The organism is Pseudonocardia sulfidoxydans NBRC 16205 (genome assembly GCF_007989085.1).
Lineage (GTDB): Bacteria > Actinomycetota > Actinomycetes > Mycobacteriales > Pseudonocardiaceae > Pseudonocardia > Pseudonocardia sulfidoxydans.
The window spans coordinates 25042-51151 of sequence record NZ_BJVJ01000014.1; the positions used below are offsets into that span (position 1 = coordinate 25042).

At 72.9% G+C, this 26110-nt stretch carries 20 protein-coding genes and 1 pseudogene; 9 read left to right on the forward strand and 12 right to left on the reverse strand.

What is annotated here, in order from left to right; translation table 11 throughout:
• Positions 1 to 5 precede the first annotated feature (5 nt).
• From PSU4_RS09575 to PSU4_RS33215, 5 genes and pseudogenes are all read left to right on the forward strand, one after another.
• Positions 6 to 539, forward strand: a complete 534-nt coding sequence (locus PSU4_RS09575; RefSeq protein WP_147105151.1) for a Jag family protein — start codon at positions 6 to 8, stop codon at positions 537 to 539.
• A complete protein-coding gene (gene rsmG / locus PSU4_RS09580; RefSeq protein ID WP_246115021.1) occupies positions 529 to 1242 on the forward strand; it encodes a 16S rRNA (guanine(527)-N(7))-methyltransferase RsmG in 714 nt (237 codons plus the stop codon). Before PSU4_RS09575 ends, rsmG begins: the two co-directional genes overlap by 11 nt.
• A 92-nt stretch (positions 1243 to 1334) precedes the next feature.
• Positions 1335 to 2195, forward strand: coding sequence for a ParA family protein (locus PSU4_RS09585; RefSeq protein ID WP_186816847.1), 861 nt, complete (start codon positions 1335 to 1337; stop codon positions 2193 to 2195).
• A gap of 3 nt (positions 2196 to 2198) precedes the next feature.
• Entirely contained in the window at positions 2199 to 3164 is a 966-nt protein-coding gene (locus tag PSU4_RS09590) for a ParB/RepB/Spo0J family partition protein (RefSeq protein ID WP_147105157.1), read from the forward strand.
• A gap of 2970 nt (positions 3165 to 6134) precedes the next feature.
• Positions 6135 to 6458 (forward strand): annotated as a pseudogene (locus PSU4_RS33215) (hypothetical protein); the annotation flags it as partial.
• Between the two features lie 118 nt (positions 6459 to 6576).
• On the opposite strand, the gene PSU4_RS09600 reads toward PSU4_RS33215, so the two are convergent.
• Together PSU4_RS09600 and PSU4_RS09605 are read right to left on the reverse strand one after the other, a co-directional pair.
• Positions 6577 to 7524, reverse strand: coding sequence for a D-alanine--D-alanine ligase family protein (locus PSU4_RS09600; protein ID WP_147105159.1), 948 nt, complete (start codon positions 7522 to 7524; stop codon positions 6577 to 6579).
• Between the two features lie 55 nt (positions 7525 to 7579).
• Positions 7580 to 8941 (reverse strand): aminotransferase-like domain-containing protein, encoded by a 1362-nt coding sequence (locus tag PSU4_RS09605; protein ID WP_373866040.1) that lies wholly within the window; start codon positions 8939 to 8941, stop codon positions 7580 to 7582.
• 198 nt (positions 8942 to 9139) lie between these two features.
• On the opposite strand from PSU4_RS09605, the gene PSU4_RS09610 reads away from it, so the two are divergent.
• Positions 9140 to 9787: a GNAT family N-acetyltransferase gene (locus PSU4_RS09610; protein ID WP_147105162.1), complete on the forward strand. Its 648-nt coding sequence runs from the start codon at positions 9140 to 9142 to the stop codon at positions 9785 to 9787.
• A gap of 61 nt (positions 9788 to 9848) precedes the next feature.
• Here PSU4_RS09610 and PSU4_RS09615 read toward each other — a convergent pair whose 3' ends face one another.
• The 8 genes from PSU4_RS09615 to PSU4_RS09650 all read right to left on the reverse strand — a co-directional run bounded on the left by PSU4_RS09615 (position 9849) and on the right by PSU4_RS09650 (position 18897).
• Positions 9849 to 11018, reverse strand: a complete 1170-nt coding sequence (locus PSU4_RS09615) for an N-acetylmuramoyl-L-alanine amidase (RefSeq protein ID WP_147105164.1) — start codon at positions 11016 to 11018, stop codon at positions 9849 to 9851.
• Between the two features lie 210 nt (positions 11019 to 11228).
• Positions 11229 to 11651, reverse strand: a complete 423-nt coding sequence (gene trxA / locus PSU4_RS09620; protein WP_281290667.1) for a thioredoxin — start codon at positions 11649 to 11651, stop codon at positions 11229 to 11231.
• Positions 11602 to 12600 (reverse strand): thioredoxin-disulfide reductase, encoded by a 999-nt coding sequence (trxB, locus tag PSU4_RS09625; protein WP_147105171.1) that lies wholly within the window; start codon positions 12598 to 12600, stop codon positions 11602 to 11604. The genes trxA and trxB overlap by 50 nt, the downstream gene beginning before the upstream one ends.
• 116 nt (positions 12601 to 12716) lie before the next feature.
• A complete protein-coding gene (locus PSU4_RS09630; protein WP_147105174.1) occupies positions 12717 to 13562 on the reverse strand; it encodes an RsmA family anti-sigma factor in 846 nt (281 codons plus the stop codon).
• Positions 13559 to 14110 (reverse strand): RNA polymerase sigma factor SigM, encoded by a 552-nt coding sequence (gene sigM, locus PSU4_RS09635; protein ID WP_147105177.1) that lies wholly within the window; start codon positions 14108 to 14110, stop codon positions 13559 to 13561. Before sigM ends, PSU4_RS09630 begins: the two co-directional genes overlap by 4 nt.
• Before the next feature lie 104 nt (positions 14111 to 14214).
• Complete coding sequence (locus PSU4_RS09640; RefSeq protein ID WP_246115023.1) at positions 14215 to 15906, reverse strand: protein kinase family protein; 1692 nt, start codon at positions 15904 to 15906, stop codon at positions 14215 to 14217.
• Between the two features lie 178 nt (positions 15907 to 16084).
• The gene (locus tag PSU4_RS09645; RefSeq protein ID WP_147105183.1) at positions 16085 to 18406 is read right to left on the reverse strand and encodes a DUF6049 family protein; all 2322 of its coding nucleotides are present in this window, start codon (positions 18404 to 18406) and stop codon (positions 16085 to 16087) included.
• Entirely contained in the window at positions 18403 to 18897 is a 495-nt protein-coding gene (locus tag PSU4_RS09650; RefSeq protein WP_147105187.1) for an NUDIX hydrolase, read from the reverse strand. Before PSU4_RS09650 ends, PSU4_RS09645 begins: the two co-directional genes overlap by 4 nt.
• Before the next feature lie 262 nt (positions 18898 to 19159).
• Here PSU4_RS09650 and PSU4_RS09655 point away from each other — a divergent pair, with 262 nt between their 5' ends.
• A complete protein-coding gene (locus PSU4_RS09655; protein WP_246115034.1) occupies positions 19160 to 20551 on the forward strand; it encodes a CCA tRNA nucleotidyltransferase in 1392 nt (463 codons plus the stop codon).
• 3 nt (positions 20552 to 20554) lie between these two features.
• On the opposite strand, the gene PSU4_RS09660 is transcribed toward PSU4_RS09655, so the two are convergent.
• Entirely contained in the window at positions 20555 to 21925 is a 1371-nt protein-coding gene (locus PSU4_RS09660; protein ID WP_147105193.1) for an MFS transporter, read from the reverse strand.
• A gap of 43 nt (positions 21926 to 21968) precedes the next feature.
• Between PSU4_RS09660 and PSU4_RS09665 the strand changes: the two genes are divergently transcribed.
• Positions 21969 to 22565, forward strand: coding sequence for a YqgE/AlgH family protein (locus PSU4_RS09665; protein ID WP_246115024.1), 597 nt, complete (start codon positions 21969 to 21971; stop codon positions 22563 to 22565).
• On the opposite strand, the gene PSU4_RS09670 is transcribed toward PSU4_RS09665, so the two are convergent.
• Complete coding sequence (locus PSU4_RS09670) at positions 22562 to 22990, reverse strand: SdpI family protein (RefSeq protein WP_186816848.1); 429 nt, start codon at positions 22988 to 22990, stop codon at positions 22562 to 22564. The genes PSU4_RS09665 and PSU4_RS09670 overlap by 4 nt on opposite strands.
• A gap of 220 nt (positions 22991 to 23210) precedes the next feature.
• Between PSU4_RS09670 and leuS the strand changes: the two genes are divergently transcribed.
• Entirely contained in the window at positions 23211 to 26093 is a 2883-nt protein-coding gene (gene leuS / locus PSU4_RS09675; RefSeq protein WP_147105199.1) for a leucine--tRNA ligase, read from the forward strand.
• Positions 26094 to 26110 lie beyond the last annotated feature (17 nt).

The window sequence follows — 26110 nt, forward strand, 5'->3', positions numbered from 1 at the left end:
CCACCGTGCCGAAGACCGCCGAGGACGGTTCTGCCGACACCGCCGCCGACGCCCCCAAGCCGGCGACCGCCGAGGAGCAGCTGATCCGCGAGGGCGACATCGCGGGCGACTACCTCGAGCGCCTGCTCGACCTGCTCGACTACGACGGCGACATCGATCTCGACGTCGAGGCCGGCCGGGCCATCGTCAGCATCGACGGCGGCGAGGACCTCGAGAAGCTCGTCGGCGACCGCGGTTCGGTCCTGGAGTCGTTGCAGGAGCTCACCCGGCTCGCCGTGCAGCAGGCCTCCGGGAACCGCAGCCGACTGATGCTCGACATCGCCCAGTGGCGGCAAGGCCGTCGCGACGAGCTCACCGAGCTCGGCAAGCGCACCGCCAAGGACGTCCTCGACTCGGGGCAGCCGGTCAAGCTGCGGCCGATGACGCCGTTCGAGCGCAAGGTCGTGCACGACGCCGTCTCCAAGATCAAGGGCGTCAACAGCGAGAGCGAGGGCGAGGAGCCCCGTCGCCAGGTCGTCGTCTTCCGCAGTGGCGGCTGACGTCCCCGCGCACGGCGACGTCGCGCCCGTCGCCTCACCGCCGTCGGTGGCCGCCGAGATCTTCGACGAACGGCTGCCGGCGGCGGTGCGCTATGCGGAGCACCTGGCGACCACCGGCGTGGAACGGGGCCTCATCGGGCCCCGCGAGACCGAGCGGCTGTGGGACCGGCACATCCTGAACTGTGCAGTCGTGAAGGAAGTCGTCCCGGACGGGGCACGCGTCGTCGACCTGGGTTCGGGAGCGGGTCTGCCCGGGATACCGTTGGCCCTGGCACGTCCGGACCTGCACGTCGTCCTCGTGGAACCGCTGGCCCGACGGGTCGACTGGCTCACCGAGGTGATCGAGGACCTGGACCTGCCGATCCAGGTGCAGCGCGGACGGGCCGAGGAAACCGAGGTCCGACGGCGATGGGAGGGGGCAGACGTGGTCACCGCACGAGCCGTCGCACCGCTCGCCCGTCTCGCCGGATGGGCATTACCCCTGCTGCGCCGAGGTGGCAGGCTGGTCGCCGTCAAGGGTGCGTCCGCCGAGCAGGAGGTCGCGCGCGACGCGGTCGCCGTCCGCAAGGCCGGTGGCGGCGACGCGACGGTCGCCCGGTGCGGCGAAGGGCTCGTCGAGGTGCCGAGCACCGTCGTGCTCGTCGAACGGACCGCGGCGCCGCGTGCCGGGCGCCCGGGCCGGAGGAGGGAGCAGCGATCGTGACCGAGGCCGACGTTTCACGTGGAACATCGGGCGGTCCGGCGCCGAGTCCGGGATGGACGCCGATCGCGGAGGAGGCCGAACGGGCCGCCCGGATGCGACACCCCGACCGCTACGCCATGCCTCGCCCGGCCCACCGCCGCGTGCTGACCGTCGCCAACCAGAAGGGCGGGGTCGGTAAGACCACGAGCACGGTCAACCTCGCCGCAGCCCTTGCGTTGCACGGGGTTCGCGTCCTCGTTGTCGACCTCGACCCGCAGGGCAACGCCAGCACCGCCCTCGGCGTCGACCACCGAGCCGGCACCCCGTCGGTCTACGAGGCGCTCCTCGGCGAGATCAGCCTGCTCGAGGCCGCGGTCCCCAGCACCGCGTCACCCGACCTGCTGTGCGTCCCCGCGACGATCGACCTCGCCGGCGCCGAGATCGAGCTCGTCAGCATGGTGGCTCGCGAACAGCGTCTCAAGCAGGCCCTCAGCCCCGACGTCCTCGACCAGCTCGACGTCGACTACGTCCTCATCGACTGCCCGCCCTCCCTCGGCCTGCTGACAGTGAACGCGCTCGTCGCGGCCGCGGAGGTGCTCATCCCCATCCAGTGCGAGTACTACGCGCTCGAAGGGCTCGGGCAGCTGCTCAGCAACATCGACCTCGTCCGGTCGCACCTCAACACCAGCCTGCACGTCTCCACGATCCTGCTCACCATGTACGACGGCCGCACCAAGCTCGCCGATCAGGTGACATCCGAGGTCAGGCAGCACTTCGGCGGCGTGGTCCTGCGTACCGTCATCCCCCGCAGTGTGAAGGTGTCCGAGGCGCCCGGCTACAGCCAGACCGTCCTCGCCTACGACCCCGGCTCCAGGGGCTCCATGTCGTACGTCGACGCGGCCCGGGAGATCGCGGCCCGTGGCGCGGCGATGGGTGCCGACAGCGCGGCAGGCGTCGAGACGAACGGGCGGTAGAGCATGGCCGAGCGCAAGGGTGGGCTGGGCCGCGGACTCGCCGCCCTCATCCCCACCGGCCCCCCGCTCGACACGGCATCCCCCACCGCGCCACCGGTCCCCGACTCGTGGAACCGCGGCACCCCCGCGTCCACCGGTGTCGACGAGCCCGCGCCCGTCGCCGGCGCGCACTACCGCGAGATCGACGTCGACGCGATCCGACCCAACCCCAAGCAGCCCCGCACCGCCTTCGACGAGGAACACCTCGCCGAACTCGAACACTCCATCCGCGAGTTCGGGCTGCTTCAGCCCGTCGTCGTCCGCGACACCGGCGGCGGCCGCTACCAGCTCATCATGGGCGAACGACGCTGGCGTGCCTCCCAGCGTGCGGGGCTCCACCGCATCCCGGCCATCGTCCGCAGCACCGCCGACGACGCCATGCTCCGCGACGCGCTCCTGGAGAACATCCACCGCGTCCAGCTCAACCCGCTCGAAGAAGCAGCCGCATACGAGCAGCTCCTCGCCGAGTTCGGCGTCACCCACGCCGAGCTCGCCGACCGCATCGGTCGTAGCCGCCCCGTCGTCACCAACATGATCCGGCTCCTCCGGCTGCCCGTCCCCGTGCAACGCCGCGTCGCCGCCGGCGTCCTCTCCGCCGGGCACGCGCGCGCCCTCCTCGGCCTCGACGACCCCGGGCGCCAGGAAGAACTCGCGACGCGCATCGTCGCCGAAGGCATGTCCGTCCGCGCCACCGAGGAAGCCGTCCTCCTCGCGCGCAGCGAGAAGCCCGCCCCCGCCCGCGCCGCACGGCGCAAACCGATCCACGCCCCCGGTGCCGAACGTCTCGCCGAGAGCCTCTCCGACCGCTTCGACACCCGCGTCCGCGTCGAGCTCGGGCAGCGGAAGGGACGGATCGTCGTCGAGTTCGGCTCCGTCGAGGATCTCGAGCGGATCGCCGAGCTCATGAACAGTCCGAAGGACCACGGCTGAGGCCGATTTTCGGGTCTGCGAAGGACCATCCGAGGACCCTCGGTGATCGACAGGCGGTTGTCGGATTATCGGACTCGGCGCGTCTAGTCATGTGCTACCGAACGGTTTGCGGTTCGTGAAGGTGCTACACGTCGATGAGGTGAGTCGAGCCGAGCGCCGGCCCGGCGTGACATGACCCCCTGTGGCTGGGGACCGCTGTCGAGTCGGCGGCTGGGGCATCGCCGAGAACCCGACGGTCGACTCCACGGGTCGCGAAACGCACGGCCGCTGTCGGGTCGGGAGCTCGCGCGATCCACGGCGACGCGATACCGCCCGGCTGTCGACGCAGACGAAGCCGATGCACATCCTGGTGGCGATTGCGCACCGACTCCACCAGGGCTGGCTCGGCTTCATCCCGATCGGACAGGCAACGCGCGTGGGGCCCCGACCCGCAGAACCTTGAGCGGGTCCGGCTTGTCGCATGCCTACGGAAGCAGCGTCTGCGGCCTCGGCGTGTTGAGCGCCGACTGCCCGCAGGCCGGCGTGCTGGGCGGACAGGCGTCGTGGGCGGAGGCGTTGCGGGCGGGGTCGGCTGCGCTGTTTCACGTGAAACCGCTCCTGTTCGCTCGCGGCGGCGAGTGGCGCGACTCGGCAACGTGGATCGGCGAGTCAGAGTCCGTGGCCCTCCGGGCGGGCCAGACACGACTGCTGTGAACTGACGGTCCTGTGGTGATGCGCACAAGGCCAGCCGCGGTCGTGTAGGCCCAGGCCGCGTTCGACCAGGGGGCCGACGATGCTCGTGGCCGAGGCCTACAGCGGCCCTGCTCCGCGCGCAGTACCCCGCCGCGATGGGTGCCAGTCGCTCGCGCAGGGGCCGGTTGGTGCGCGCGCTCGGGGAGGAGCTCGTCCATGTACGGCGACGCCCTAGACCGGTCACAGCTGGACGATGAGCCGATGCTGCGGTTCGAGCGCGGCTCGGGCCTACCGTTCTCCGCGGTTTCGGCGTTGTCGCCGAGGTAGCTGCGCATGACCCGGCCGGGGCGAGCACTGGACTCGTCGGCGCACTTCCGGCGGAGCGGCACCGACAGATCTGTGGTCGAAGTTCTTGTCGGCTCTGTTCTCGTGGGCGCAGATGTCCTTGAGTCCCGTGCTGAGCTCGCTGAGGTGTCGACGAGCCTCTGCGGGTCTGGGGCGGCTTGCGGGGCGGTCGGGAAGTACTGTCCCCACGGGACTGGTGGGGCGTGCGACGAGGTCGACGCACCCGGTTGACCCGACTGCGGGTGCTGCCCCGAGGCACGATGTCGTGCGTGATGGCGAGATCGCGTCGTGAGGCGGGAGACGCCGACCACGGGAACGGCCGGCCCACGTTTCACGTGAAACACGCACGGATCTGTCCTTCGGCGTGGCGGCTGCTGCGGATCGAGACACCTCGGAAACTCCGAGCGTGGGTGCTCAGCGTCGCGCCCATGTCCCCTGGGGTGTGCCGGGGCCGAGCCGAGGACTCCTCGTCGAACTGCCGCGGATGCGGGTCCGATGCTCGGCTGCGCAACGGTCCGGGTACGCGTCGTCGGATACGGGAGGCCGCCGCGCGAAGAGCGACACTGGGTGGCCCGCACACAACGGCGACGCTCCCCCGCTCGTCGTAGCCGCACCTCCGTGGACGGCGCGGGGAGGCTGCTGCTCGTCGGAGTCGACCTCGCGCGTTGCATCGTGGTCGACTCCGCCGCCGGCGTTGTGCTGCTCGACCTCGCCGAGATCGTGTGGCTGCGGGCCCCTTCGAGAGGACGGAAGAACGGGCGGCGTCGGATGGGCTGCGTGGACCTCCCGCCGAGGGCGCCCGAGTCCGACCGGCCGGTGGACTGGATCGAGCACCGAGCCGTCTGTGTCGGGGCTGCTGGGAGCGCAGAGAAGGGCGACGTCCCGAGGATTCACGTGAAACACCCACCGTGTCGATGAGACGAGCACAGGGAGCCGGACAGTTCCCGCCCGCGTCCTCGCCGCGACGACCGAGATCCGGTCGTGTCCGCGGCGCCGAACACGAGCAGGGGTAGTACGACTGGCCGCACGGCGGACATCGCTCGAAAGGGGCGTGTCCGGGGGCGACGCCACTGGGCGACCGGACGCGCGAGCGATGGTCAGGTCCGGTCGACGAGCACGCCCGACATTCCATCCGAGCGTTGTCAGGGCTGCCGCACGGCTTTCCCGCAGAGGGCTGCCGGAGAGCACTGCCAAAGAGGGCTGCCGGAGAGCACTGCCAAAGAGGGCTGTCGGAGAGGGCTGCCGGAGAGCGCTGCCGGAGAGCGCTGTGGAGGGGCCTGTCGCCGTCCCAAGCGGCCGCTACAGGCGCTCCCCCGCGATGTCTGCAGGAACGACGATTGACAAGGGTCGGAGCAGCAGCGCCGCGGGATGGGTACCGCCGCGAACGGAGAGGACGCCGCCCGGTCCGGGAGCGGCACCTCGAACTCAGCCGCGATCAGCGCGGTGCGTCGTCGCAGAGGGCTGTCGCATGGAGGCCGCTGTAGGCGTTCAGTGCCACCGGACGCATACCCGACGCGGGACGGACTGGCCGCCGCCCGGTCCGGCGGCGCCACCTCGAACCCCAGGCGATCGGCTCGCCGCGCTGCCGCACAGAGCTACCGTACAGAGGTGCCGCAGGCGCTGCCCGCCACGACCGCACGGACAGCGATTGGGAGGGGTCGGGCGAGCAGCTGCGCGGCAGGCTTGGCACGGACGCGGACTGGCTGCAGCCCGGTGCAGGAGCGGCACGTCGAACCTGAGCTGGGCGAGCTCGTCGCGGCGTTTGCCACGGCGACGCCGCCGCCGGGCTTTGCACACGATGTCGACCGGCTTCCAGCGCCCAGGCGTGATCGCCCCGCCGCCTTCGCAGAGGGCTGTCGTGAGACCTGTCGCACGGGGGCCGGTGCTGGGCACCCGACTGCCCAGGTAGGCAGGGACGACGATCGACAGGAGGCCGAGCAGCAGGGTTGCGGGATGGGTACCGCCGTGGACGGAGAGGCCGCCGGTCGGTTCGGCGGCACCACGTCCCGCCCCGAGCGGGTCGCTTCGCCGCGAGCTGCGACGACCACGCGCGCGGGTCATGCACGAGCTCGTCCTCTCGACGGACGATCGAGGCGGGTGGGGCGCGACGCTGCCGAGGGACGCCGCCGAGTTCTCCGCGAGCCTGCGCCTCGAAGGAACCGGCCTGTTCCTCACGGTCGGCGTGTCGCTGATCATCGGCAACTACTATCGGTTCGTGTCGCGCCGGATCGAGACCCGCCCGAGGACAACCCCGACACCGAGGTGTCCGACGACGCCGGCGACGTCGGGTTCTTCTCGCCGGGCAGCTACCGACGGCCGAACCCGTTCGACGGCCCCGCGTCCGCCAGCTGTCCGACAGCCGACCTCGTTTCACGTGAAACACGCCGGCAGAACCTCAGGCGCGGTCGACCGCGCGTTCCACGAGGGTGGCGAAGAGGTCTCCGAGGTCGAGTCCGGCGGCGGTCGCGGCGGTGGGCAGGAGGGAGGTGTCGGTCAGCCCGGGCGAGACGTTCAGCTCCAGGATCTGGACGTTCCCGTCGCAGTCGACGATGGCGTCGGTGCGGGAGAGGTCGCGGAGCCCGAGGAGCCGGTGGGCGGAGAGGGCGACGTCCTGGACGCGAGCGAGGAGTTCGGGGTCGAGCGGCGCCGGGCAGTGGAAGGTCGTGTTTCCAGGGGTGTAGCGGGCGGTGTAGTCGTAGACGCCGCCGAGGGGCTCGACGCCGACGGGTGGGAGGACGCGGGGCGCGTCGTCGATCTCGACGACGGAGACGGCGACCTCGGTGCCGTCGACGAAGCGCTCGGCGAGGACGGTGTCGCAGTAGGCGAGGCAGCTGACCATGGCTGAGGGCAGGTCGTCGATGGTGGTGACGACCTGCGCGCCGAGGGCGGAGCCGCCCTGGTCGGGTTTGAGCATGAGTGGCAGCCCGAGCCGTTCGACCATGGCGTCGAGGACGGCGCGGGCGCCGAGCGCGCGGAAGGTGGCGTGCGGGAGGGCGACCCAGTCGGGGGTGTCGAGGCCGGCCCGGCGGAGTTCGGACTTGGCGGTGGGTTTGTCCCAGACGCGGCGGCAGGCCGGTGCGGGGGTGCCGACGAAGGGGACGTCGAGGAGTTCGAGCACGGCTTGGACGGCGCCGTTCTCCCCCTCCCCTCCGTGGAGGGCGATGACGACGGCGTCGGGCCGTTCGGTGCGCAGGCGCTCGACGAGGTTGGCGTCGACGTCCCACTCGAAGACGCCGACGCCGGAAGAGCGCAGCGCACCGGCGACGCGACGGCCGGACCGAAGCGACACCTCTCGCTCGTGAGAGAGCCCACCGGCAAGCACCGCCACGGTCCGGTCGGTCACGTCAGCTCCTGGTCGATCCGAAGAAGAGTGGGCTCACGTTTCACGTGAAACACGCTCAGGCGGTGTCCGGCGAGGGGGCGTCGGGGCCGGACCGCAGACGCGGGGTACGCGCCGGCACGCCGAAGGTTCTCATGACGTCGAGCTCGGCGCCGAGGACGCCTGCGAGCCGCCGGACGCCCTCCTCGATGCGCTCGGGCGTCGGGTAGCAGTACGACAGCCGGAGCTGGCTGCTGCCGAACCCGTCGGCGTAGAAGCCGGTACCGGAGGCGTAGGCGACGCGGGCGGTGACGGCGCGGGGCAGCATCGCCTTGGTGTCGACGCCCTCGGGCACGGTGAGCCATACGTAGAACCCACCGTCGGGGACGTTCCAGCTGCAGCCGGGCGGCAGGTGCGTCTCGAGGGCGGCGAGCATCGCGTCGCGGCGTTCGCGGTAGGCCTCGGTGAACGTCTTGACCTGGCTGCGCCAGTCCTGCGTCTGCAGGTAACGGGAGACGATCATCTGGTTGAAGGTCGGCGGGCACAGGGTTGCCGACTCCGCGGCGAGGACCAGGCGGTCGCGGACCGCGGGTGGGACGAGGGCCCAACCGACGCGGAGTCCGGAGGCGAAGGTCTTGGAGAAGGAGCCGAGGTAGACGACGTCGCGGTCGAACGAGCGCAGCGCCGGGTAGACGGTCCCGGAGAACCCGAGCAGGCCGTAAGGATTGTCCTCGACGACGGCGACGCCGTAGGAGGCGCAGATCTCGAGGATCTCGGTGCGGCGTTCGACGGCGAGGGTGACGCCTGCGGGGTTGTGGAAGTTCGGGATCGTGTACAGGAACTTGGGCGTGATCCCTTGGCGTGCAAGCGATTCGAGGGCGTCACGGAGGTTCTGCGGCACGAGGCCGTGGGCGTCCATGGCGACGTGGACGACGCGCGCCTGGTACGCGGCGAAGGAGCCGAGCGCGCCGACGTAGGAGGGGCCTTCGGCGAGTACGACGTCACCCGGGTCGCAGTAGATGCGGGTGATGAGGTCGAGCGCCATCTGGGAGCCCACGGTCACGACGACATCATTGGGGTCGGCGTCGATGCCTTCGAGTCGCATGACCTCGCAGATCTGCTCGCGCAGCGCGGGTGTGCCCTGCGCGGAGCCGTACTGCAGCGCGGTCTGGCCCTCGCTCGCGACGAGTTGCCCGACCTCGGCGGCCAGGGTGTCGAGCGGGAGGGCGGCGAGGTTGGGCATGCCGCCGGCGAGGGAGACGACCTCGGGCCGGCTGGCGACCGCGAACAAGGCGCGGATCTCGGAGGCGGTCATGCCGGCGGTGCGTCGGGCGAAGCGTCCGGTGGGGGCTGCCGCTGCCGCTGCTGCCGCCGTGCTGATGTCGTACGGATCGGGCACGGTGGGCGGCGGAACCGGCACCTGGGGCCTCCCCTTCAGCAGGTCAAGCGGCGCAAGCGGACCGCCCGAGTGTAACCGGGACGGGGGAACCTCCTGCCCTTCGGCGAGCCTGGAGGCCCGGTCGCAGCACATGTGCTGTCCAACGGGTCTGGATCGATCTAACATCGACGGGGCCCGGCCCTGTGCGTGATCCGCAGCCGGACGCGCACGCGAGAGCGTCTTCAGTAGCCGGAGGTTGCCTTGTCCTGGCACGTCGCCAGCATCACTCTGGACAATCTGGACGAACTCCCCAAGCGCTGCCGTACCTGCGTGTTCTGGGAGCTGTCGGAGCACCTGGGCAAGCAGGCCCAGGAGTTCGGGTCCACGGAGTTCGAGAAGGAGGCCTGGGTCTCGGGCGTCCTCCTCGAGTGGGGTTCGTGCGGCAAGATCGTGCACATGCAGGGCGCGCCCGCGGGGTACGTCATGTACGCGCCGCCGTCGGCGGTCCCCCGTGCGGCCGAGATGCCCACGGGTCCGGTGAGCGCCGACGCGGTCCTGCTCACGACGATGCAGGTGCTGCCCGAGTTCGCCGGGGAAGGCTTGGGGCGCATGCTCGCCCAGGCCGTCGTGAAGGACCTGACGCGTCGTGGTGTGAAGGCCGTCGAGGTGTTCGGCGATGCCCGTCCGGGTACCGAGCCCAGCTGCGTGATCCCGGCGGAGTTCCTGAAGGGCGTCGGGTTCAAGACGATCCGTCCGCACCCGCGCTGGCCGCGGCTGCGGATGGAGCTGCGCGCGGCGATGACGTGGAAGGAAGACGTCGAGGCCGCGCTGGAGCAGATCCTCGGGACCGTGACGATCCCGCTGCAGTCGACGCCCCCGATCGAGCGCCAGGTGATCCCCGCCCGCTGAGGCACCGGTTGCTGAAGCACCGGCCGTGTGGCGCGCAGGAACCGCCTGCGCGCCAACGGGTTCAGATGGCGGTGGCCTCGTTGCGCGCGATCTCGTGCGCGAGGACGTCGGAGAAGGTGAACGTGCCTGTCGGGTGGTCGTTCTGGCCCAGTAGGTACAGACGTTTGACCGCGACGAGGATGCCCTCGGCGACGATGTCGCGGAAGTCGGTGCTGAGCAGCTTGCGCCGGTCGCCCATGTTGGTCAGGTATCCGACCTCGACGCGCACGGTCGGCATCCTGGTGAGCCGCAGCAGCTCCCAGGTGCGGCCCTGGCTGCCGCAGTCGAGCATGGAGGTGCGGCTGAGCAGCTCACGTTGGATGAGGCCGGCGAGGGCCTCCCCCACCGTCGACGTGGGGCCGGAGCCGCTGCCGAAGTGGAAGGTCGCGAGGCCCTGCGCGTGCATGCTGGGGTTGGCGTCGGTGTGCAGCGACAGGACGAGGTCGGCGCCCGCGGTGTTGGCGAACGCGGCGCGCTCTGCCTCGGGCGGGCAGGTGTCCTCGCGGCGGGTGAGCATGGCCTCCATGCCCGTGGCCGACATCCGGCCGACGAGCCGGCGCGCGAGGTCCCACATCAGGTCGGCCTCGGCGACCCCGCTGTTGACGACGCCGCGGTCGGGTCCGCCGTGGCCCGGGTCGACCACGATGCGTTTGCCGCGCATGCGGGGCCCGGCGCGGCGCAGGAGCTCCTGCTCGCGCAGCAGGCCGGGGCGGCCGCCGGTGACCTTGCGACCGAGCTGGCGCAGCGCACGCAGCGTCTGCGGGCCGCACACGCCGTCGGAGGCGAGGCCGTAGTCGCGCTGGAAGGCTTTGAGGCCGCGCTCGGTGAGGTCGTCGAACACGCCGCCGGGGCGGCCGACGTCGTAGCCCAGTTCGAGGAGCCGCTCCTGCAGGGTGACGACGTCGTCGCCACTCATCGGCGCGGAGACGAGGAGGGCGAGCATCCGGTCGCCGAGCTTCCAGCCGGCCTCGCGCAGCGCGCGGTAGGTGGCGGGGCCGACGATGCCGTCGGTGATGAGTCCGCGGCGCTGCTGGAAGGCGCGCACGGCGTGCTCGACGTCGGCGTCGAAGGTGAACTCCGCGGGCGAACCCGGAGGTGGCGCCTGCCGCCCGGCGGGAAGCCCCAGGCGCACGAGCATCTCCCGGATCTCGGCGACGGCCGGACCGCTGTCTCCGCGGCGGAGCAAATGCATGCACCCTCGCTCGATCGTCGTCAGTCCGCCGCCGTCGGCGTGCGGCCGCGGCCCATTCTGCCCTGCGCCTCCCCGACCGGGGGACAGCGGGGCGTGCCCGGGCGTGTCCTCGTCGTGACCTGCGGTGTCGGAGGGGTGGCCCCCGGAACGCGGAACCGGCCGGTTCCCAGCGGGAGCCGGCCGGTCCGTTGCCGAACGGTCGTTCGTGCCTCAGCCGAGGTAGTCGGCGAGGTCGGAGAGCAGCGCGGCCTTGGGGCGGGCGCCGACGATGGTCTTCACCGGCTTGCCGTCCTTGAACAGGATCATGGTCGGGATCGACATGACCTGGTAGGCGGCGGCGGTCTTCGAGTTGACGTCGATGTCGAGCTTCGCGACGGTCAGCTTGTCGGAGTGCTCGCCGGCGATCTCGTCGAGGACGGGGGCGACCATCTTGCACGGCCCGCACCAGGTCGCCCAGAAGTCGACGAGGACGGTCTTGTCGCTCTTGAGGACGTCGGCCTCGAACGAGGCGTCGGTGACGTCGACGGTGTTGTTGCCCATCGTGTTCTGCCCTTCGCGGTGATGATCGGTGGAGGAGTGGGGGTCAGTGCGCGGCGGCCGCGGCCTCGGGAGCGGCGGTGCCGTAACCGCCACCGGCGAGCTCGGCCGGGACGGGGGTCTCGGCGAGCCAGCGCTCGGCGTCGATCGCGGCGGAGCAGCCGGAACCGGCTGCTGTGATCGCCTGACGGTAGGTGTGGTCGACGAGGTCGCCGCAGGCGAACACGCCCTCGATGGTGGTGCGCGTCGCCGGCGAGTCGACCTTCACGTACCCGTCCCCGTCGACGTCGACGAGCTCGCGGACGAGGCCGCTGCGCGGGTCGTGGCCGATGGCGACGAACATCCCGGTGACGTCGAGCGTCGACTCCTCACCGGTGACGGTGTCGCGCAGCCGCAGGTGGGAGACCGATCCGTCGCCGTCGACCCGCAGCACCTCGGAGTTGAGCTTCCACTTGATCTTCGGGTCGTTCTGGGCGCGCTCGAGCATGATGCGCGACGCCCGGAACTCCTCGCGGCGGTGGATGATCGTGACCGAGCGGGCGAAGCGGGTGAGGAAGGTGGCCTCCTCCATCGCGGAGTCGCCGCCGCCGATGACGGCGATGTCCTGCTCACGGAAGAAGAACCCGTCGCAGGTGGCACAGGCCGAGACACCGCGGCCGAGCAGCTCCTGCTCGCCGGGGACGTTCAGGTACCGGGCGGCCGCGCCCATCGCGAGGATGACGGCGCGCGCCGAGAACGTCTGCCCGTGGGCGGTGACGGTCTTGACCGGGCCCTCGAGGTCGACGGAGTCGACGTCCTCGGAGCGCAGCTCGGCGCCGAAACGCTTTGCCTGGTTGCGCATCTGCTCCATGAGCTCGGGGCCCATGATCCCGTCGGTGAAGCCGGGGTAGTTCTCGACCTCGGTGGTGGTCATGAGTGCACCACCGAACTGGGAACCCTCGAACACCAGCGGGTTGAGCTGGGCTCGGGCTGCGTAGACCGCGGCCGTGTAGCCGGCCGGGCCCGACCCGATGATGATCAGTTCCCGGACGTCGTCGGTGCTCACCGCGGCGGTCCCTCCTCAGGTTGGTCGGGCGGGGCGGGAAGCTCCGCATCCGGTCGATTCAACACGAGTCTAGGAGCGGGCATTCCTCGTCCGCCGCCGGTCAGGGGCGATGCGGGTCACCGGCCGAGGGTGTGGTCGGCGAGGACGCGCGTGCAGGCGGTGTCGACGACGAGCACGCGGTACGTGCCGACCGTCCCGGTGGGCAGGACGAGCAGGACACCGGGGGTGCCGTCGACGGCGGCGTCCCGGGTCGCGAGTGCGGTGACGGGCGGGATGTCGACGGCGGCGAGGCAGTCGGCCTGGCGTGCCGGGTCGTCGAGGGGTCCGTGGCCGGCCCCGGGGGTGCCGACGAGGGCGTGCCGGTCCGTCGGCGGGGAGGTCGGCGCGACGATCGGCCGGCCGACGATCGCGACGACGGCGGCCGCCGCCGCGAGCACGGCCGCCAGCACCACGCGGGACGGGCGGTGCGGGCGCCGGCCGGGCCTTGCCCCACGACTGCCGGCTCGCGCCCCACGACTGCCCGAGTGCTCGGCAGGACGGGCGGCAGTGCGGCGGTCTGCCCGCCGCCGTCTGCGGGCGGGCCCCAGGTCTACGCGGGACAGGAGGGTGTCCGGCGGCGAGGACCCGGCGTCACGACGGAGCGCGTCGGCGGCCGCGAGGATGTCGGCCCGCAGGTCCGCGGGCATCGAGGGTGCAGCGGGCATCGAGGGCGCAGCGGGCATCGAGGGCGCAGCGGGCATCGAGGGCGCAGCGGGCGCCGACGGCACCGAGGGAGTGTCGATCGACGGCGAGGGGCGGGACGCGGAGAGCGTGGCGAGGTCGCGGCGGGTCGCGTCGAGCGCCGCGAGGACCGCGGCGGCGGACGGGTCGTCGAGGGCCGCGACGCACCGGGGGCAGGAGCAGTCCTCCCCGGCGCAGGGCGGGCCGTCCCAGAGCGCGGCGAGGTGGAGGCGGTCGGTCACTGGTACTCCTCGCGCAGGTGGCCCAGCAGTTCGGCGAGCCGCAGCCGGCCGCGGGCGCAGCGGCTCTTCACGGTTCCGGTGGGGATGTCGAGGAGGCGGGCCGCGTCGGCGACGGGGTGGCCCTGCACGTCGACGAGCTCGATGACGGTCCGCTGTTCGTCGGGGAGCATCGCCAGCGCCGCGACGACGTCGATCCGGGTGGTGGCGGTGTGGGAGGGGTCGGGGCGACGGTCGGCGACGTCGTGCTCGGGCCAGGGTTCGGCGGGGCGGCGGTGGTCGCGGCGGATCCGGTCGATGCAGACGTTGACGAGTATGCGGTGCAGCCAGGTGCTCAGCGCCGCGTCGCCACGGTATCCGTCAAGTCGACGAAAAGCGGTGAGCAGGGCTTCCTGGACCGCGTCGCGGGCGTCGTCGGCGTTGCGCAGCACCTGCAGGGCCACGGCCCAGAGCCGGTCGCCGTGGCGACGGACGAGCTCCTCGAACGCCTGCGCGTCGCCCTCGCGATGGGCCGCGACGAGGGTCGCGTCGTCGAGGGCCGGTGCGGACACGCGCGCACGCTACGAAGCACGCGCGCTCCCCCGCGGCAGTTCGCCGGGAACCGTCAACAGCTGCGAACGGTCAGGCGCTGCGAACGGTCACACGCTGCGAACGGTCAGACCCCGGCGCGCTCGAACGTGACCTCGTTGATCTCGGTCAAGTTCTGTCCGTTGTCCTTGCCGAGCTTGGTGATCCAGATGAGCACGTGCTGCACGGGCTGGCTCTCGGAGAGCGAGATCGGCGTGATCCCCGAGGTCAGGGTGGTGTCGGCGATCGGGACGGTGTCGTCGAAGTCGGAGTCGGCCGACGGCGCCGACCGGATCTGGACGACGGTGCCGTCGCTGGGTGAGTTGATCGTCAGGCTGGACAGCTGCACGGCCGACGCGAACGACACCATGATCCCGACGCCGGGCTTGAGCACGGGGAACTGCTGGCGGTAGGCGTAGGTCCGCCAGCTGGTCTGCGGGTTGCCGTCGATGACGCGGGAGATGCGGCCGGAGTTGTCGGGGTCGTCGGTGGTGTCGTAGACCTCGACGCCGGCGGCGGCGACGGCGCTGGTGGCGGCCTGGGGTTGCGGCGGGCCTCCGCCGGCGACGGCTCCACCGGTGGCGACGGGCGCGTTGACGACGATCTTCGGTGCCCCGGAGGAGTCGCCGAACACGGAGCCGAGGACCAGGCCGAGGTAGCCGAGCACGACGACCACGCCGACGGCGAGCGCGCCGAGGCCGATCATGAGCTTGCGGCGGCGGTCGCGGTCGGCGGGTGGCTTGCGCCGCGAGGAGTCCTGCCAGACGTCGCCGGGCTCGGGCGGCAGGCCGTCGTGCACCGGCGGGAAGAGGGCGTTCTTGTCGTCCTCGGAGACGATCTCGGCGAGCATCCGGTGTACGGCGGCAGCGGTGCGGACGCGTTGGGCGGAACCGTCGCGGGCCAGGGCGCCGAGGACGACGGCGTCGAGCGCGACGGGGACGCCGGGCCGGACCTCCGAGGGTGGGAGGACGCGGCCGTCGGGGTCGCCGCCGACCTTGCGGTCGGCGGCGGGCATCCCGGCGCGGGCGGCGTCGGCGTTGGAGAGGGGCCAGCGACCGGTGAGCAGGGCGTAGAGGACGGCGCCGAGGCCGCGGACGTCGTCGTCGGGCGTGACGTCGGGGCGGGCGAGGACGAAGGTGAGCTGGGCGCGGCCTTCGGTGCCGATGCGGACGCGCTGGGGGTGGTCGCAGCCGAGGACGAGGCCGTGCCGGTGCGCGGCGGCGGCGGCCTCGGCGAGGAGCTCGACCATCCGGGCGGCGGTGAGGGGCCGGATCATGCCGTCGGCGAGGACCTCGGCGAGCCCGCGGCCGCCGCACCACTCGCTGACGGCGGCGCCGAGGACGTCGGGCGGCAGGGAGGCCCCGCCGGGGGCGAGGACGTCGAGCAGGCGGGCGGCGCCGTGGTGTTCGAAGCTGCCGGTGCGCAGGGCGCGGACGATCATCTCGCCGGCGCGGGCGGTGCCCTCGGGGTCGTCGGAGTCGGGGTCGGCGGCGAGCCGGCGCAGCAGGGTGACGGCGACGTCGCGGCGCAGGACGGTGTCCTCGGCGGTCCAGAACTCGGCGCCGGCGGCGGGCTCGGAGCCGAGTTTCTCGCGCAGCCGGTAGCGGCCCGCGAGGGTGCTGCCGGCGTCGGTGGCCACGTCACCCACGGGCGCTTCGCCCATCACGGGTGCGTCGTCCGCCACGGGCGCGTCGGGCACGCCGTCCGCGCCGGGAGCGGCCTCGTCGGACGGTCCGCTCGGCTGTGCGGGGACGGTCGCGGTCACGGTGCGCGTGGACACGGGCCGCCCCTTCGTCTGCCCGCTCACCAGCGACGCCTCCCCCCACCGGCCGCGGCTTCACGCCCGGTCACATTCCCCCGGCGGCCAGACTACGACAGGGTGGGCGCCTGCGGGGAACAGCCGGACCGGGCGCGTCGGGGGCGATTCCCCGCCGCGGCCGCCGGATCGGGGGTTCTCGTCACTCTGTCCTGATCGGGACGGTGGGTCCGGTTCCCGCAGGTTCCGGCGGTGACGGCCGCCGCTCCCCCGGCGCCGGCGGCCCGCCCGGCCCGGGGCCCGGGCCGTCGCCGGGACCGTCGGCGGGGCCGTCCGGGGGTCCCGAGCGGTCCCGCGCACGGCGCACGATCCGGCGGATCACGAGCAGGACGAGCAGGGCACCGGCGATCACGGTCAGCCACACCGTGACGGTGCCGTACGCGGTGGAGCGGACCTGCAGCCGCGTCGGCGGGCCCAGGTCGTCACCGCGCGGGGTCTGGACGATGGCGTCGACGGCGAACTGGCCGGCACGCACGACCTGCGCGCTGACCCGTACCTGGATGCGCCCGAGCGGTGGGATGCGCTGGTCGGGGATGGGGGCGACCTGCAGGCCCGCGGTGCTGGCGATGACGATGCGCACGTCGAGGGCCACCGGCAGGCCGTTGGACACCGTCATCAGCAGCGGGGCGTCGGAGGTGCCGAGCGAGTAGGGGCCGGGCGGTTCGAGGACGCGGACGGTGGCGCGCAGCTCGTCGAGACGGGTGGACGCGAGATCGGCGGCGCGGGTGGCGAGCACCGGCCGGCCACGCCAGGCGGCCGAGACGGGGCGCAGCATCGCGCGGCGCAGCGGGACGAACACGTCGTCGGGGGTGACGTCGGCGCCGGGGTCGGCGACGGCGGCGGTCGCGACGGCGTCGATGTCGCCGACGAGGCCGCGGGTGCGGTCGACCACGGAGGCGGGGACCTCGGCGGCGCCCGCGCCGATCGGGTAGAGCAGCGACGTCGGGCGGGTCGTCGCGCCGCTGGTGGTGAGGGCGCGGGGCTCGAGCAGGCCGCGGTCGGTCATCAGCGAGATCGCGGACAGCAGGGCGTCGGCGCCGGTCCCCTCGGCACCCCAGAGGTGGGGCGGGGCGAGCAGGACCGGTGACGACGGGCCCTGTCCCGGCGACGAGGTGGCCCGGAACGCGAGTGCACCGATGAGGTCCTGCGTCGACAGCGGGGTGGAGACCGCCGCCGGTGAGCTGGTGACGGGCCCGCCCGCGGTGGCGGGTGCGTCGGCCGGGGTGGCGGCGGAGGTGAGGAGGTCGTCGGCGAGTGCGGCGCCGGGGCCGTCGTCGAGGGCGACGACGCCGGTGCGGCCGGCCTGGGTGACGGCGGCGGAGGACAGGACGAGGCCGCCGACGCGTTCCGGTCCGGCGAGGGCGGAGAGCGTCGCGTCGTCGATGACGCCGTCGGCGGGCCAGAGCAGCGAGTTCTGCAGCGGGGTGTCGAGGATGTCGCCCGCGACCTCGCGACCTGCTTCGACGGCGCGGACGGCGGCGTCCTCGTCGCCATTTCTCGTCAGTGCGACGAGATCGGCGTCGGCGAACGGGAGGGCGACGACACAGCTGCCGCGCAGTGCCGCCGTGACGCCGGCGAGCCAGGCCCGCGCGGCGTCGGCACCCGTCCCCGGGCTGACCGTCCCGTCGGGGGCGCGGACCTGGTAGCCGTCGGCCATCGCCTGCGCGGTCTGCAGCAGGTCGGGGTCGACGGCCACGCACAGCCCGGTGCGCAGCGTCGAGCCGACCGGCGCCCGCTGGGCCAGAGCCCCGACGAGCCCGTTGAGCCGCCCGCCCTCGGCGAACGAGCGCGCGAGCTCGTCGTCGGTGAGCGTCGTCGTCTCGCCGGGGACGCCCGGCAGCCGGTGCGGGACGTCGACGATCGGGTAGAGCATCGTGAACGGCCGCGCGGTCCCGGGGACCGTGCCGCCGACGTCCTCGGAGAGCGCGCCGTCGACCACCGCTGCCGGCAGCGACAGGACGGGCAGCAGCATCCGGGTGGCCGCGAGCCGGGCGCGGGCCTGGCCGTCGGGCTCGCCGTTGACGTTGACCAGCAGCGGGTAGGTGCCGGGGGTGTCGATGCCCAGGCCGGTTCCGCCGGTCGCGCGCAGCGGGGCGTCGATCCGGACGGAGATGCTCGCACCGGGCTCGAGCGTGCCCGGGACGTCGACGAAGCTCGGCGAGACGGCGTCGGTGCCGGCGCGGCCCTCGAGTGCGGCGGCGGCGTCGGAGTCGGTGTGCAGCGGGTCGCCGCGCTGCAGCCGCACGGCGAGCCCCGCCACGGGCACGGACCCCGTGTTGGTGACGGTTCCCGTGACGGTGACGACGGACGGGCCGTCGGACGTCACGACCCGGGGGGTGAGCTGGTCGAGCGCGAGCTGCAACGAGGCGGCCGGAGCGTCACCGGGAGCCGCGGTGGCCGATCCGGCGAAAGGGCCGGCCAGGAAGAGCAACGCGATCGCGACCAGGGCCGCGACCGGCCTCACGCCGACTCCTCCAGCAACTGCGTGGCCCGGCGGATCAACCGCCGCTCGTCGGCATAGGCGAGGCGCGACTCGAGCTCGCCGAGCGGCACCCACGCCACCTCGGACACCTCGACGTCGAGATCCGACAGCTCTCCACCGAGCGCGCGCATGAGGAAGTGGTGCACGGTCTTGTGCACTCGCCGGTCCTCCGCGACGAACCAGAAGTCGATGGTGCCCAGGGGTGCGACCACCCGACCGATGATGCCGGTCTCCTCCTCGACCTCGCGCACCGCCGCCTGCTCGGCCGTCTCACCAGCCTCGATGTGACCTTTCGGCAACGACCACAGCAGACGGCCCCGGCGGTCGAGCCGCCCGATGATCGCCGCGACGTTGAGCGCGTGGTCGACGACCAGACCACCCGCCGAGGTCTCGTCGACCGTGCGCAACCGGCGCCTGCGCTCCGGTGGGCGGGCCGCGCGGCGCCCTCCTGAGCGACCGCGCGAGGTGGACATGGCCCGATGGTATCGAGCGGGGGCAGGTCCGGCCCGCTTCTCGACGTCACGCGGCGGGCCGGACCTCGACCGCGGGCGTCGGAAGCGGTGCCCGGGCCGCCCCCTAGACTGGCCCGCCGTGTCTTCCCCGTTGTTGATCCCCGGCTCGTCGGCGTCCACCCCCACGGTGAGCGCCGACGCGATCTCCGGCGCCCCCGCCCGGCCGGGTGACGGCTCGGACGACGCGGCCCTGCGTCGCGCCCAGGAGAATGCCCTCGTGGAAATGCTCGCCGTCCCCGCTGTCGCCGACCAGCTCGGTGAGCGGTTCCGCGCGGCGGGCCACCGGCTCTACCTGGTGGGCGGCAGTGTCCGCGACGCCCTGCTCGGCCGGGGCAACGAGGACCTCGACTTCACCACGGACGCGCGCCCCGAGCAGATCAAGGCGCTGCTGACCGGCTGGGCCGACACGGTCTGGGACACCGGCATCGAGTTCGGCACCCTCGGCGCGCGCCGGGCCGACCACGTCCTGGAGATCACGACGTTCCGTGCCGACGCCTACGACCGCGTCGGCCGCAACCCGGTCGTCCGGTTCGGCGACTCGATCGAGGGCGACCTGGTCCGGCGCGACTTCACGGTCAACGCGATGGCCGTCGAGGTGCACGCCCCGCGCGGGGAGCGCCGGTTCGTCGACCCGCACGGCGGTCTCGCCGCGCTCGCGGCCGGGACCCTCGACACGCCGGCGACGCCGCAGGAGTCGTTCGCCGACGACCCGCTGCGGATGCTGCGCTGCGCCCGGTTCGTGTCGCAGCTGGGGTTCGCGCCGGCCCCGCGCGTCGTCGACGCGATGACGGAGATGGCGGGTGAGCTCACCCGGATCACGCGTGAGCGGGTGCAGGCCGAGTTCTCCAAGCTGATGGTGGGCGCGCACCCGCGGCGCGCGATCGAGCTGATGGTCGACACCGGCCTGGCCGACCACGTCGTCCCCGAGGTCCCGGCCATGCGGCTGGCGATCGACGAGCACATGCAGCACAAGGACGTCTACACGCACTCGCTGGTCGTTCTGGAGCAGGCGATCGACCGCGAGACCGACGGGCCGGACCTGGTGCTGCGGCTCGCGGCGCTGCTGCACGACGTCGGCAAGCCCGACACCCGGCGCAAGGAGTCCGACGGGCGGGTCAGCTTCCACCACCACGAGGTCGTCGGCGCCAAGATGGTCCGCCGCCGGCTCCGCGAGCTGCGCTACCCGAAGGTCGTCGTCGACGAGGTGGCGCAGCTGGTGTTCCTGCACCTGCGCTTCCACGGCTACGGCAACGGCGAGTGGACCGACTCGGCGGTGCGCCGCTACGTCACCGACGCCGGGCCGCTGCTGGATCGCCTGCACAAGCTCGTCCGGTCCGACAGCACGACCCGCAACCGGCGCCGGGCCGCGGCCCTGCAGCGCAGCTACGACTCCCTCGAGGACCGGATCGCCGCGCTGCGCGCCCAGGAGGAGCTCGACTCGATCCGTCCCGACCTCGACGGGAACGCGATCATGGAACTGCTCGGGCTGCCGCCCGGACCACTCGTCGGCAAGGCGTACAAGCACCTGCTGGCGCTGCGGATGGAGCGCGGACCGCTGGCGCACGACGAGGCGGTCGCCGCGCTGCGGGCGTGGGCCGCCGAGAACGGCGTCTGAGGGTCAGGACCTCGCGGCGGCGCCCGCGGTGCGACGTCGCAGCAGCAGTTCGTGCGCCCCGAACCCCAGGACGTAGACGACGGCGGCCGCCCCCAGCAGCGCGGGGGCGCGGCCGTCGGGTGGGCTGAGCAGCGCGGCCGCGGTGATGGCGAGGACGTAGCTGATGTTGAACAGCGCGTCGTAGAGGGCGAAGACGCGGCCCCGGACCTCGTCGCCGGTCTCGCTCTGCACGGCGGTGTCGGCGCACAGTTTCACGACCTGCCCCGTCGCCGCCAGCGCGAACGCCGCCGCGAGCACCGCCGGCAGGGACAGGAACACGGCCAGCGCGATCTGGGCGGTCATCGACACCCCGAGCGCGATCCGGACCGTCGTCGCCCGCCCGATCCGGTGGACGAGCCACGGCGTGAGCAGGGCCGCGACACCCAACCCGATCGCGGCCAGGACGACGGCCTCGCCGACACCGGTCATCCCGGCGCGCAGCACGCCGGAGTCGGTGAACGCGTAGCGGAACAGCAGCAACGACACCAGGGTGCCGACGCCGAACGCGAGCCGGTGCGCCATCAGCGCCGCGAACGACGCCGCGACCGTGGGGGTCGACGCGACGGCGCGCAGGCCGTCGGTCATGCCGTGCAGCACCACCCGGGTGGCCGACGACTCGGCCGCCGGTGTCGCCGGCGCGATGCCCTCCTCGGGCGCCACCCGGTCGGGCCCGAGGCGGCCGCGGACGAACCGTGACGCGACCAGGGCGGCGAGCAGCGGGCCGAACATCGCGATCGTCGTGACGACGGCCGAGCCCGCGTCGCCGGAGCCGATGACGGCGCGCAGCCCGATCGCGGTGGCCCCGCCGATCGCGGCGGTCGCCGCGCCGAGGGTGGCCGCGATCGTGTTGGCCTCCACCAGATGCCGGGGCTCGACGACGTGGGGCAACCCGGCCGACAGCCCGGACAGCACGAACCGGCTCGCACCCGCCACGGCCAACGCCGCCAGGTACAGCGGCACCCCGTCGACGCCGGTCCCGACCAGCACCGCGACGACGGCCACCAGGAACGCGCGCACGATGTTCGCGACGACGAGCACCCGGCGCCGGTCCCACCGGTCGAGCAGCGCCCCGGTGAACGGCCCGATCACCGAGTACGGCAGCAGGATCACCGCGAGCCCGGCGGCCACCGCGAGAGGATCGGCCTGCCGTTCGGGGTTGAACAGCACGGCCCCGCCGAGCGCGGCCTGGAACATGCCGTCGCCGAACTGGGCGGTGAACCGGACGCCGAGCAGCCGGCGGAAGCCGGAGGCGCGCAGCAGTCGGGCGAGCCCGGCCTTCTCCCGCTTCGCGGAGGTGGCGGTGTCCCCCGTCGCGGGGGCGGAGGACGAGGACACGACCGGAAGGCTACTGCCCCCGTGCGGGTGCGACGATGGTGCCGTGAGGGACCTCCGCGACGGATCCGCAGGCTCGACCGTGCCCGTCGCGCCGGGCACGCTGCTCGTCGCCTCGCCCGGTCTGTCGGACCCGAACTTCCGCAGGACCGTGGTGTACATGGTCGAGCACCGCGACTCCGGGAGCCTTGGCGTCGTGCTCAACCGGCCCGGTGACGTCGTCGTCCGCGACGTGCTGCCGGCGTGGGAGAACCTGGCGTCGACGCCCCGGTCGGTGTTCGTGGGCGGTCCCGTCGACGCCCGGACGGCGCTGTGCCTGGCCGCGATGCGCACCGGGGTGTCGACGGCGGGCTTGCCCGGCGTGGTGACGGTGCACAGCCCGGTCGCGCTCGTCGACCTCGACTCCGACCCGGCCGCGCTGGAGTCGTCACTGCGGGGGCTGCGGGTGTTCGCCGGCTACTCCGGCTGGGACTCGGGCCAGCTCGACGGCGAGATCGAGCGCGGTGACTGGCTCGTCGTGCCCGGGCTGCCCGACGACGTCATCACCGGCCGGCACACCGACCTGTGGGGCCGGGTGCTGCGCCGGCAGGGGACGCCGCTCGCGCTGCTGGCGACGTTCCCCGCCGAGGTCGGGCTGAACTAGGAGCTGATCCCTGCGGGGCGGCAGCCCTCGATGAGGTCGCACCCCGCGCACGTGCCCGCGCACGGGGCCGGCTCGTCCTCGACGAGGCGGGCCGCGCGGTCGCCCAGCGCGCCGCCGATCCCGGCCAGCACCAGCACCCCGAGCACCGTCACGACGAGCAGGATCACACCCAGCAGCACGTCCGGACGGGCCAGCGAGACGGCCGCGCCGGCGATCGCGACGACCGCGGCGGCGCCGACCAGCGGCGCGGCGACCCGGTTGGCCGCCGCGAACGCCTGCTCCGACGACAGCGTCGCAGCGGTGCGGACGCCCGCGAACCGGTTGCGGCGCAACGTCCCACGGGAACCGGTCACGGCGACGGCGCCGAGCGCCACCCCCACGATCAGGAGGACGGCGCCGAGGACCACGCTGAGGACGACAGGCACCCGTCCAGGGTAGGCCAACCCGTTCGCGGGGCCTCGGCCAGCGGCGTTACGCTGGTCGTCGCAGATGGCCCGCTTCGACGCGGTCGCGTCGGGAGTGATCCGGCGCTCGCGGCCGGGCCCCCGTCCCTCCCGGGCCGGGGTCTCCGACGTCTCGCTCGCGGGCCCGGTCCCGCGGGCCTCGTTTCGTGGCCGTCAGGTAACTCGAGCTGAGCGGACGGACATGAGCACGGAGACCACCACCGCGGACGTCACGGCGGAGCGCACCGACGACGCCGGGGCGCCCCCGTTCCGGTACGGCGCGGCACTCGCCGGGCGCATCGAGCGCAAGTGGCAGGACCGCTGGGAGGCCGAGGGCACGTTCCGCGCCCCGAACCCCGGCGAGCCCGGGTCGGAGCGCAAGAAGGTCTACCTGCTCGACATGTTCCCGTACCCGTCGGGCGCGGGGCTGCACGTCGGCCATCCGCTGGGCTTCATCGGCACCGACGTGCTGGGCCGCTACCTGCGGATGACCGGGCACAACGTGCTGCACGCCATGGGTTTCGACGCGTTCGGCCTGCCCGCCGAGCAGTACGCGGTGCAGACGGGCACGCATCCGCGCACCACCACCGAGGCCAACATCGCGCGCTACCGCGAGCAGCTGCGCCAGCTGGGCCTGGCCCACGACGACCGGCGTTCCGTGGCGACCACCGACGTCGAGTTCTACCGCTGGACGCAGTGGATCTTCCTGCAGATCTTCAACTCCTGGTACGACGTCGACGCCGACCGCGCCCGCCCGATCGCCGAGCTGGTCGCGCAGTTCGAGTCCGGCGCGCGCCGCACACCCGACGGCCGCGCCTGGGCCGAGCTGTCGGAGGCCGAGCGGCGTGCCGCCGTCGACGGGTTCCGGCTGGCCTACATCTCCGAGGCGCCGGTGAACTGGTGCCCCGGGCTGGGCACGGTGCTGGCCAACGAGGAGGTCACCGCCGACGGCCGCAGCGAGCGCGGGAACTATCCCGTCTTCCGGCGCAACCTCAAGCAGTGGATGATGCGGATCACCGCGTACTCCGACCGGCTGGTGTCCGACCTGGACCGCCTGGACTGGCCGGAGTCGGTGAAGGCCATGCAGCGCAACTGGATCGGCCGGTCCGAGGGTGCGCGCGTGCGGTTCGCCTCCGCGGCGGGCGACATCGAGGTCTTCACGACACGCCCCGACACGCTGTTCGGCGCGACCTACATGGTCCTGGCGCCGGAGCACCCGCTGGTCTCCTCGCTCCTCCCGGAGGCCTGGCCCACCGACGTCGACCCGCGGTGGACCGGCGGTGCGGCCACGCCCGCGGACGCCGTCGCGGCCTACCGCGACGCCGCCGCGCGCAAGACGGAGCTGGACCGTCAGGAGAACAAGGACAAGACCGGCGTCTTCACCGGCGCGTACGCGACCAACCCCGTCAACGGCGAGCAGGTCCCGGTCTTCGTCGCCGACTACGTGCTGATGGGCTACGGCACCGGCGCGATCATGGCCGTCCCGGCGCAGGACACCCGCGACTGGGACTTCGCGACGGCGTTCGGGCTGCCGATCGTGCGCACCGTCGACCCGGGCGAGGGCTGGGAGGACGAGGACGGCGGGGCGTTCACCGGCGACGGCCCGGCGATCAACTCGGCCAACACCGAGGTCAGCCTGAACGGCCTGGCCGTGGCCGAGGCCAAGCGCGTGATCATCGACTGGCTGGCGGGCAAGGGGTTCGGCGAGGGCGTCGTCCAGTACAAGCTCCGCGACTGGCTGTTCTCCCGGCAGCGCTACTGGGGCGAGCCGTTCCCGGTCGTGTGGGACGAGCACGGGCCCGTCGCCCTGCCCGACGCGCAGCTGCCCGTCGTGCTTCCCGACGTCGACGACTACTCCCCCAAGACCTACGACCCCGACGCCGCCGACACCGAGCCGGAGCCGCCGCTGTCGCGGGCGACCGAGTGGGTGGAGGTCGAGCTCGACCTGGGCGACGGGCCGAAGCCCTACCGCCGCGAGACGAACACGATGCCGCAGTGGGCCGGCTCCTGCTGGTACTACCTGCGCTACCTCGACCCGGACAACCACGAGCGGTTCGTGTCCGAGGAGGCCGAGAAGTACTGGGTCGGCAAGGACCTGCAGCGCTCCGCGGCCGATCCGGGAGGTGTCGACCTGTACGTCGGCGGCGTCGAGCACGCCGTGCTGCACCTGCTGTACTCGCGGTTCTGGCACAAGGTCCTGTTCGACCTGGGCCACGTGACCAGCGAGGAGCCGTTCCGCAAGCTGTTCAACCAGGGCTACATCCAGGCCTTCGCCTACACCGACGCGCGCGGGCTCTACGTCCCGGCCGAGGAGGTCGTCGAGGTGGAGGCCGCCGACGGGACCGCTGGTTTCACGTGGAACAACGAGCCGGTCACCCGTGAGTACGGGAAGATGGGCAAGTCGCTCAAGAACGTCGTGACGCCCGACGAGATGTGCGAGCGCTACGGCGCCGACACGTTCCGGCTCTACGAGATGTACACCGGCCCGATGGAGGCCTCGCGGCCGTGGTCGACGCGCGACGTCGTCGGTCCGCAGCGGTTCCTGCAGCGTGTGTGGCGCAACCTGGTCGACGAGGAGACCGGCGAGTGCCGCGTCACCGACGCCGCGCTGGACGAGGAGACGCTGCGCGCCCTGCACAAGGCCATCGCGGGCGTCCACGAGGACGTCCCGGCGCTGCACTACAACACCGCCGCCGCCAAGCTGATCGAGCTGAACAACCACCTGACCAAGACGTACGCGGGTGCGGGGGTGCCGCGTGCCGCGGCCGAGCCGCTGGTGCTCATGCTCGCGCCCCTGGCACCGCACGTGGCCGAGGAGCTGTGGTCGATCCTGGGCCACGACGAGTCGCTGGCCTACGCGTCGTTCCCGGTGGCCGACGCGCGCTACCTGGTCGCCGACACCGTCGAGTACCCGATCCAGTACAACGGCAAGGTCCGTTCGCGCATCACCGTCCCGGCCGCGGCCGACGCCGCGAGCGTCCAGGCCGCCGCGCTGGCCGACGAGAAGGTCGCCGCGCTGCTCGACGGCCGTGAGCCGCGCAAGGTGATCGTGGTGCCCGGCCGGCTGGTCAACATCGTCGGCTGACGCGTCCGGCACGAAGC

Coding starts and splice junctions, on each gene's coding strand:
- PSU4_RS09585 (WP_186816847.1), top strand. CDS start 1,335: ATGCGACACCCCGACCGCTACGCCATGCCTCGCCCGGCCCACCGCCGC.
- PSU4_RS09590 (WP_147105157.1), top strand. CDS start 2,199: ATGGCCGAGCGCAAGGGTGGGCTGGGCCGCGGACTCGCCGCCCTCATC.
- PSU4_RS09615 (WP_147105164.1), bottom strand. CDS start 11,018: ATGCATTTGCTCCGCCGCGGAGACAGCGGTCCGGCCGTCGCCGAGATC.
- PSU4_RS09650 (WP_147105187.1), bottom strand. CDS start 18,897: ATGTCCACCTCGCGCGGTCGCTCAGGAGGGCGCCGCGCGGCCCGCCCA.
- PSU4_RS09655 (WP_246115034.1), top strand. CDS start 19,160: ATGCTCGCCGTCCCCGCTGTCGCCGACCAGCTCGGTGAGCGGTTCCGC.
- leuS (WP_147105199.1), top strand. CDS start 23,211: ATGAGCACGGAGACCACCACCGCGGACGTCACGGCGGAGCGCACCGAC.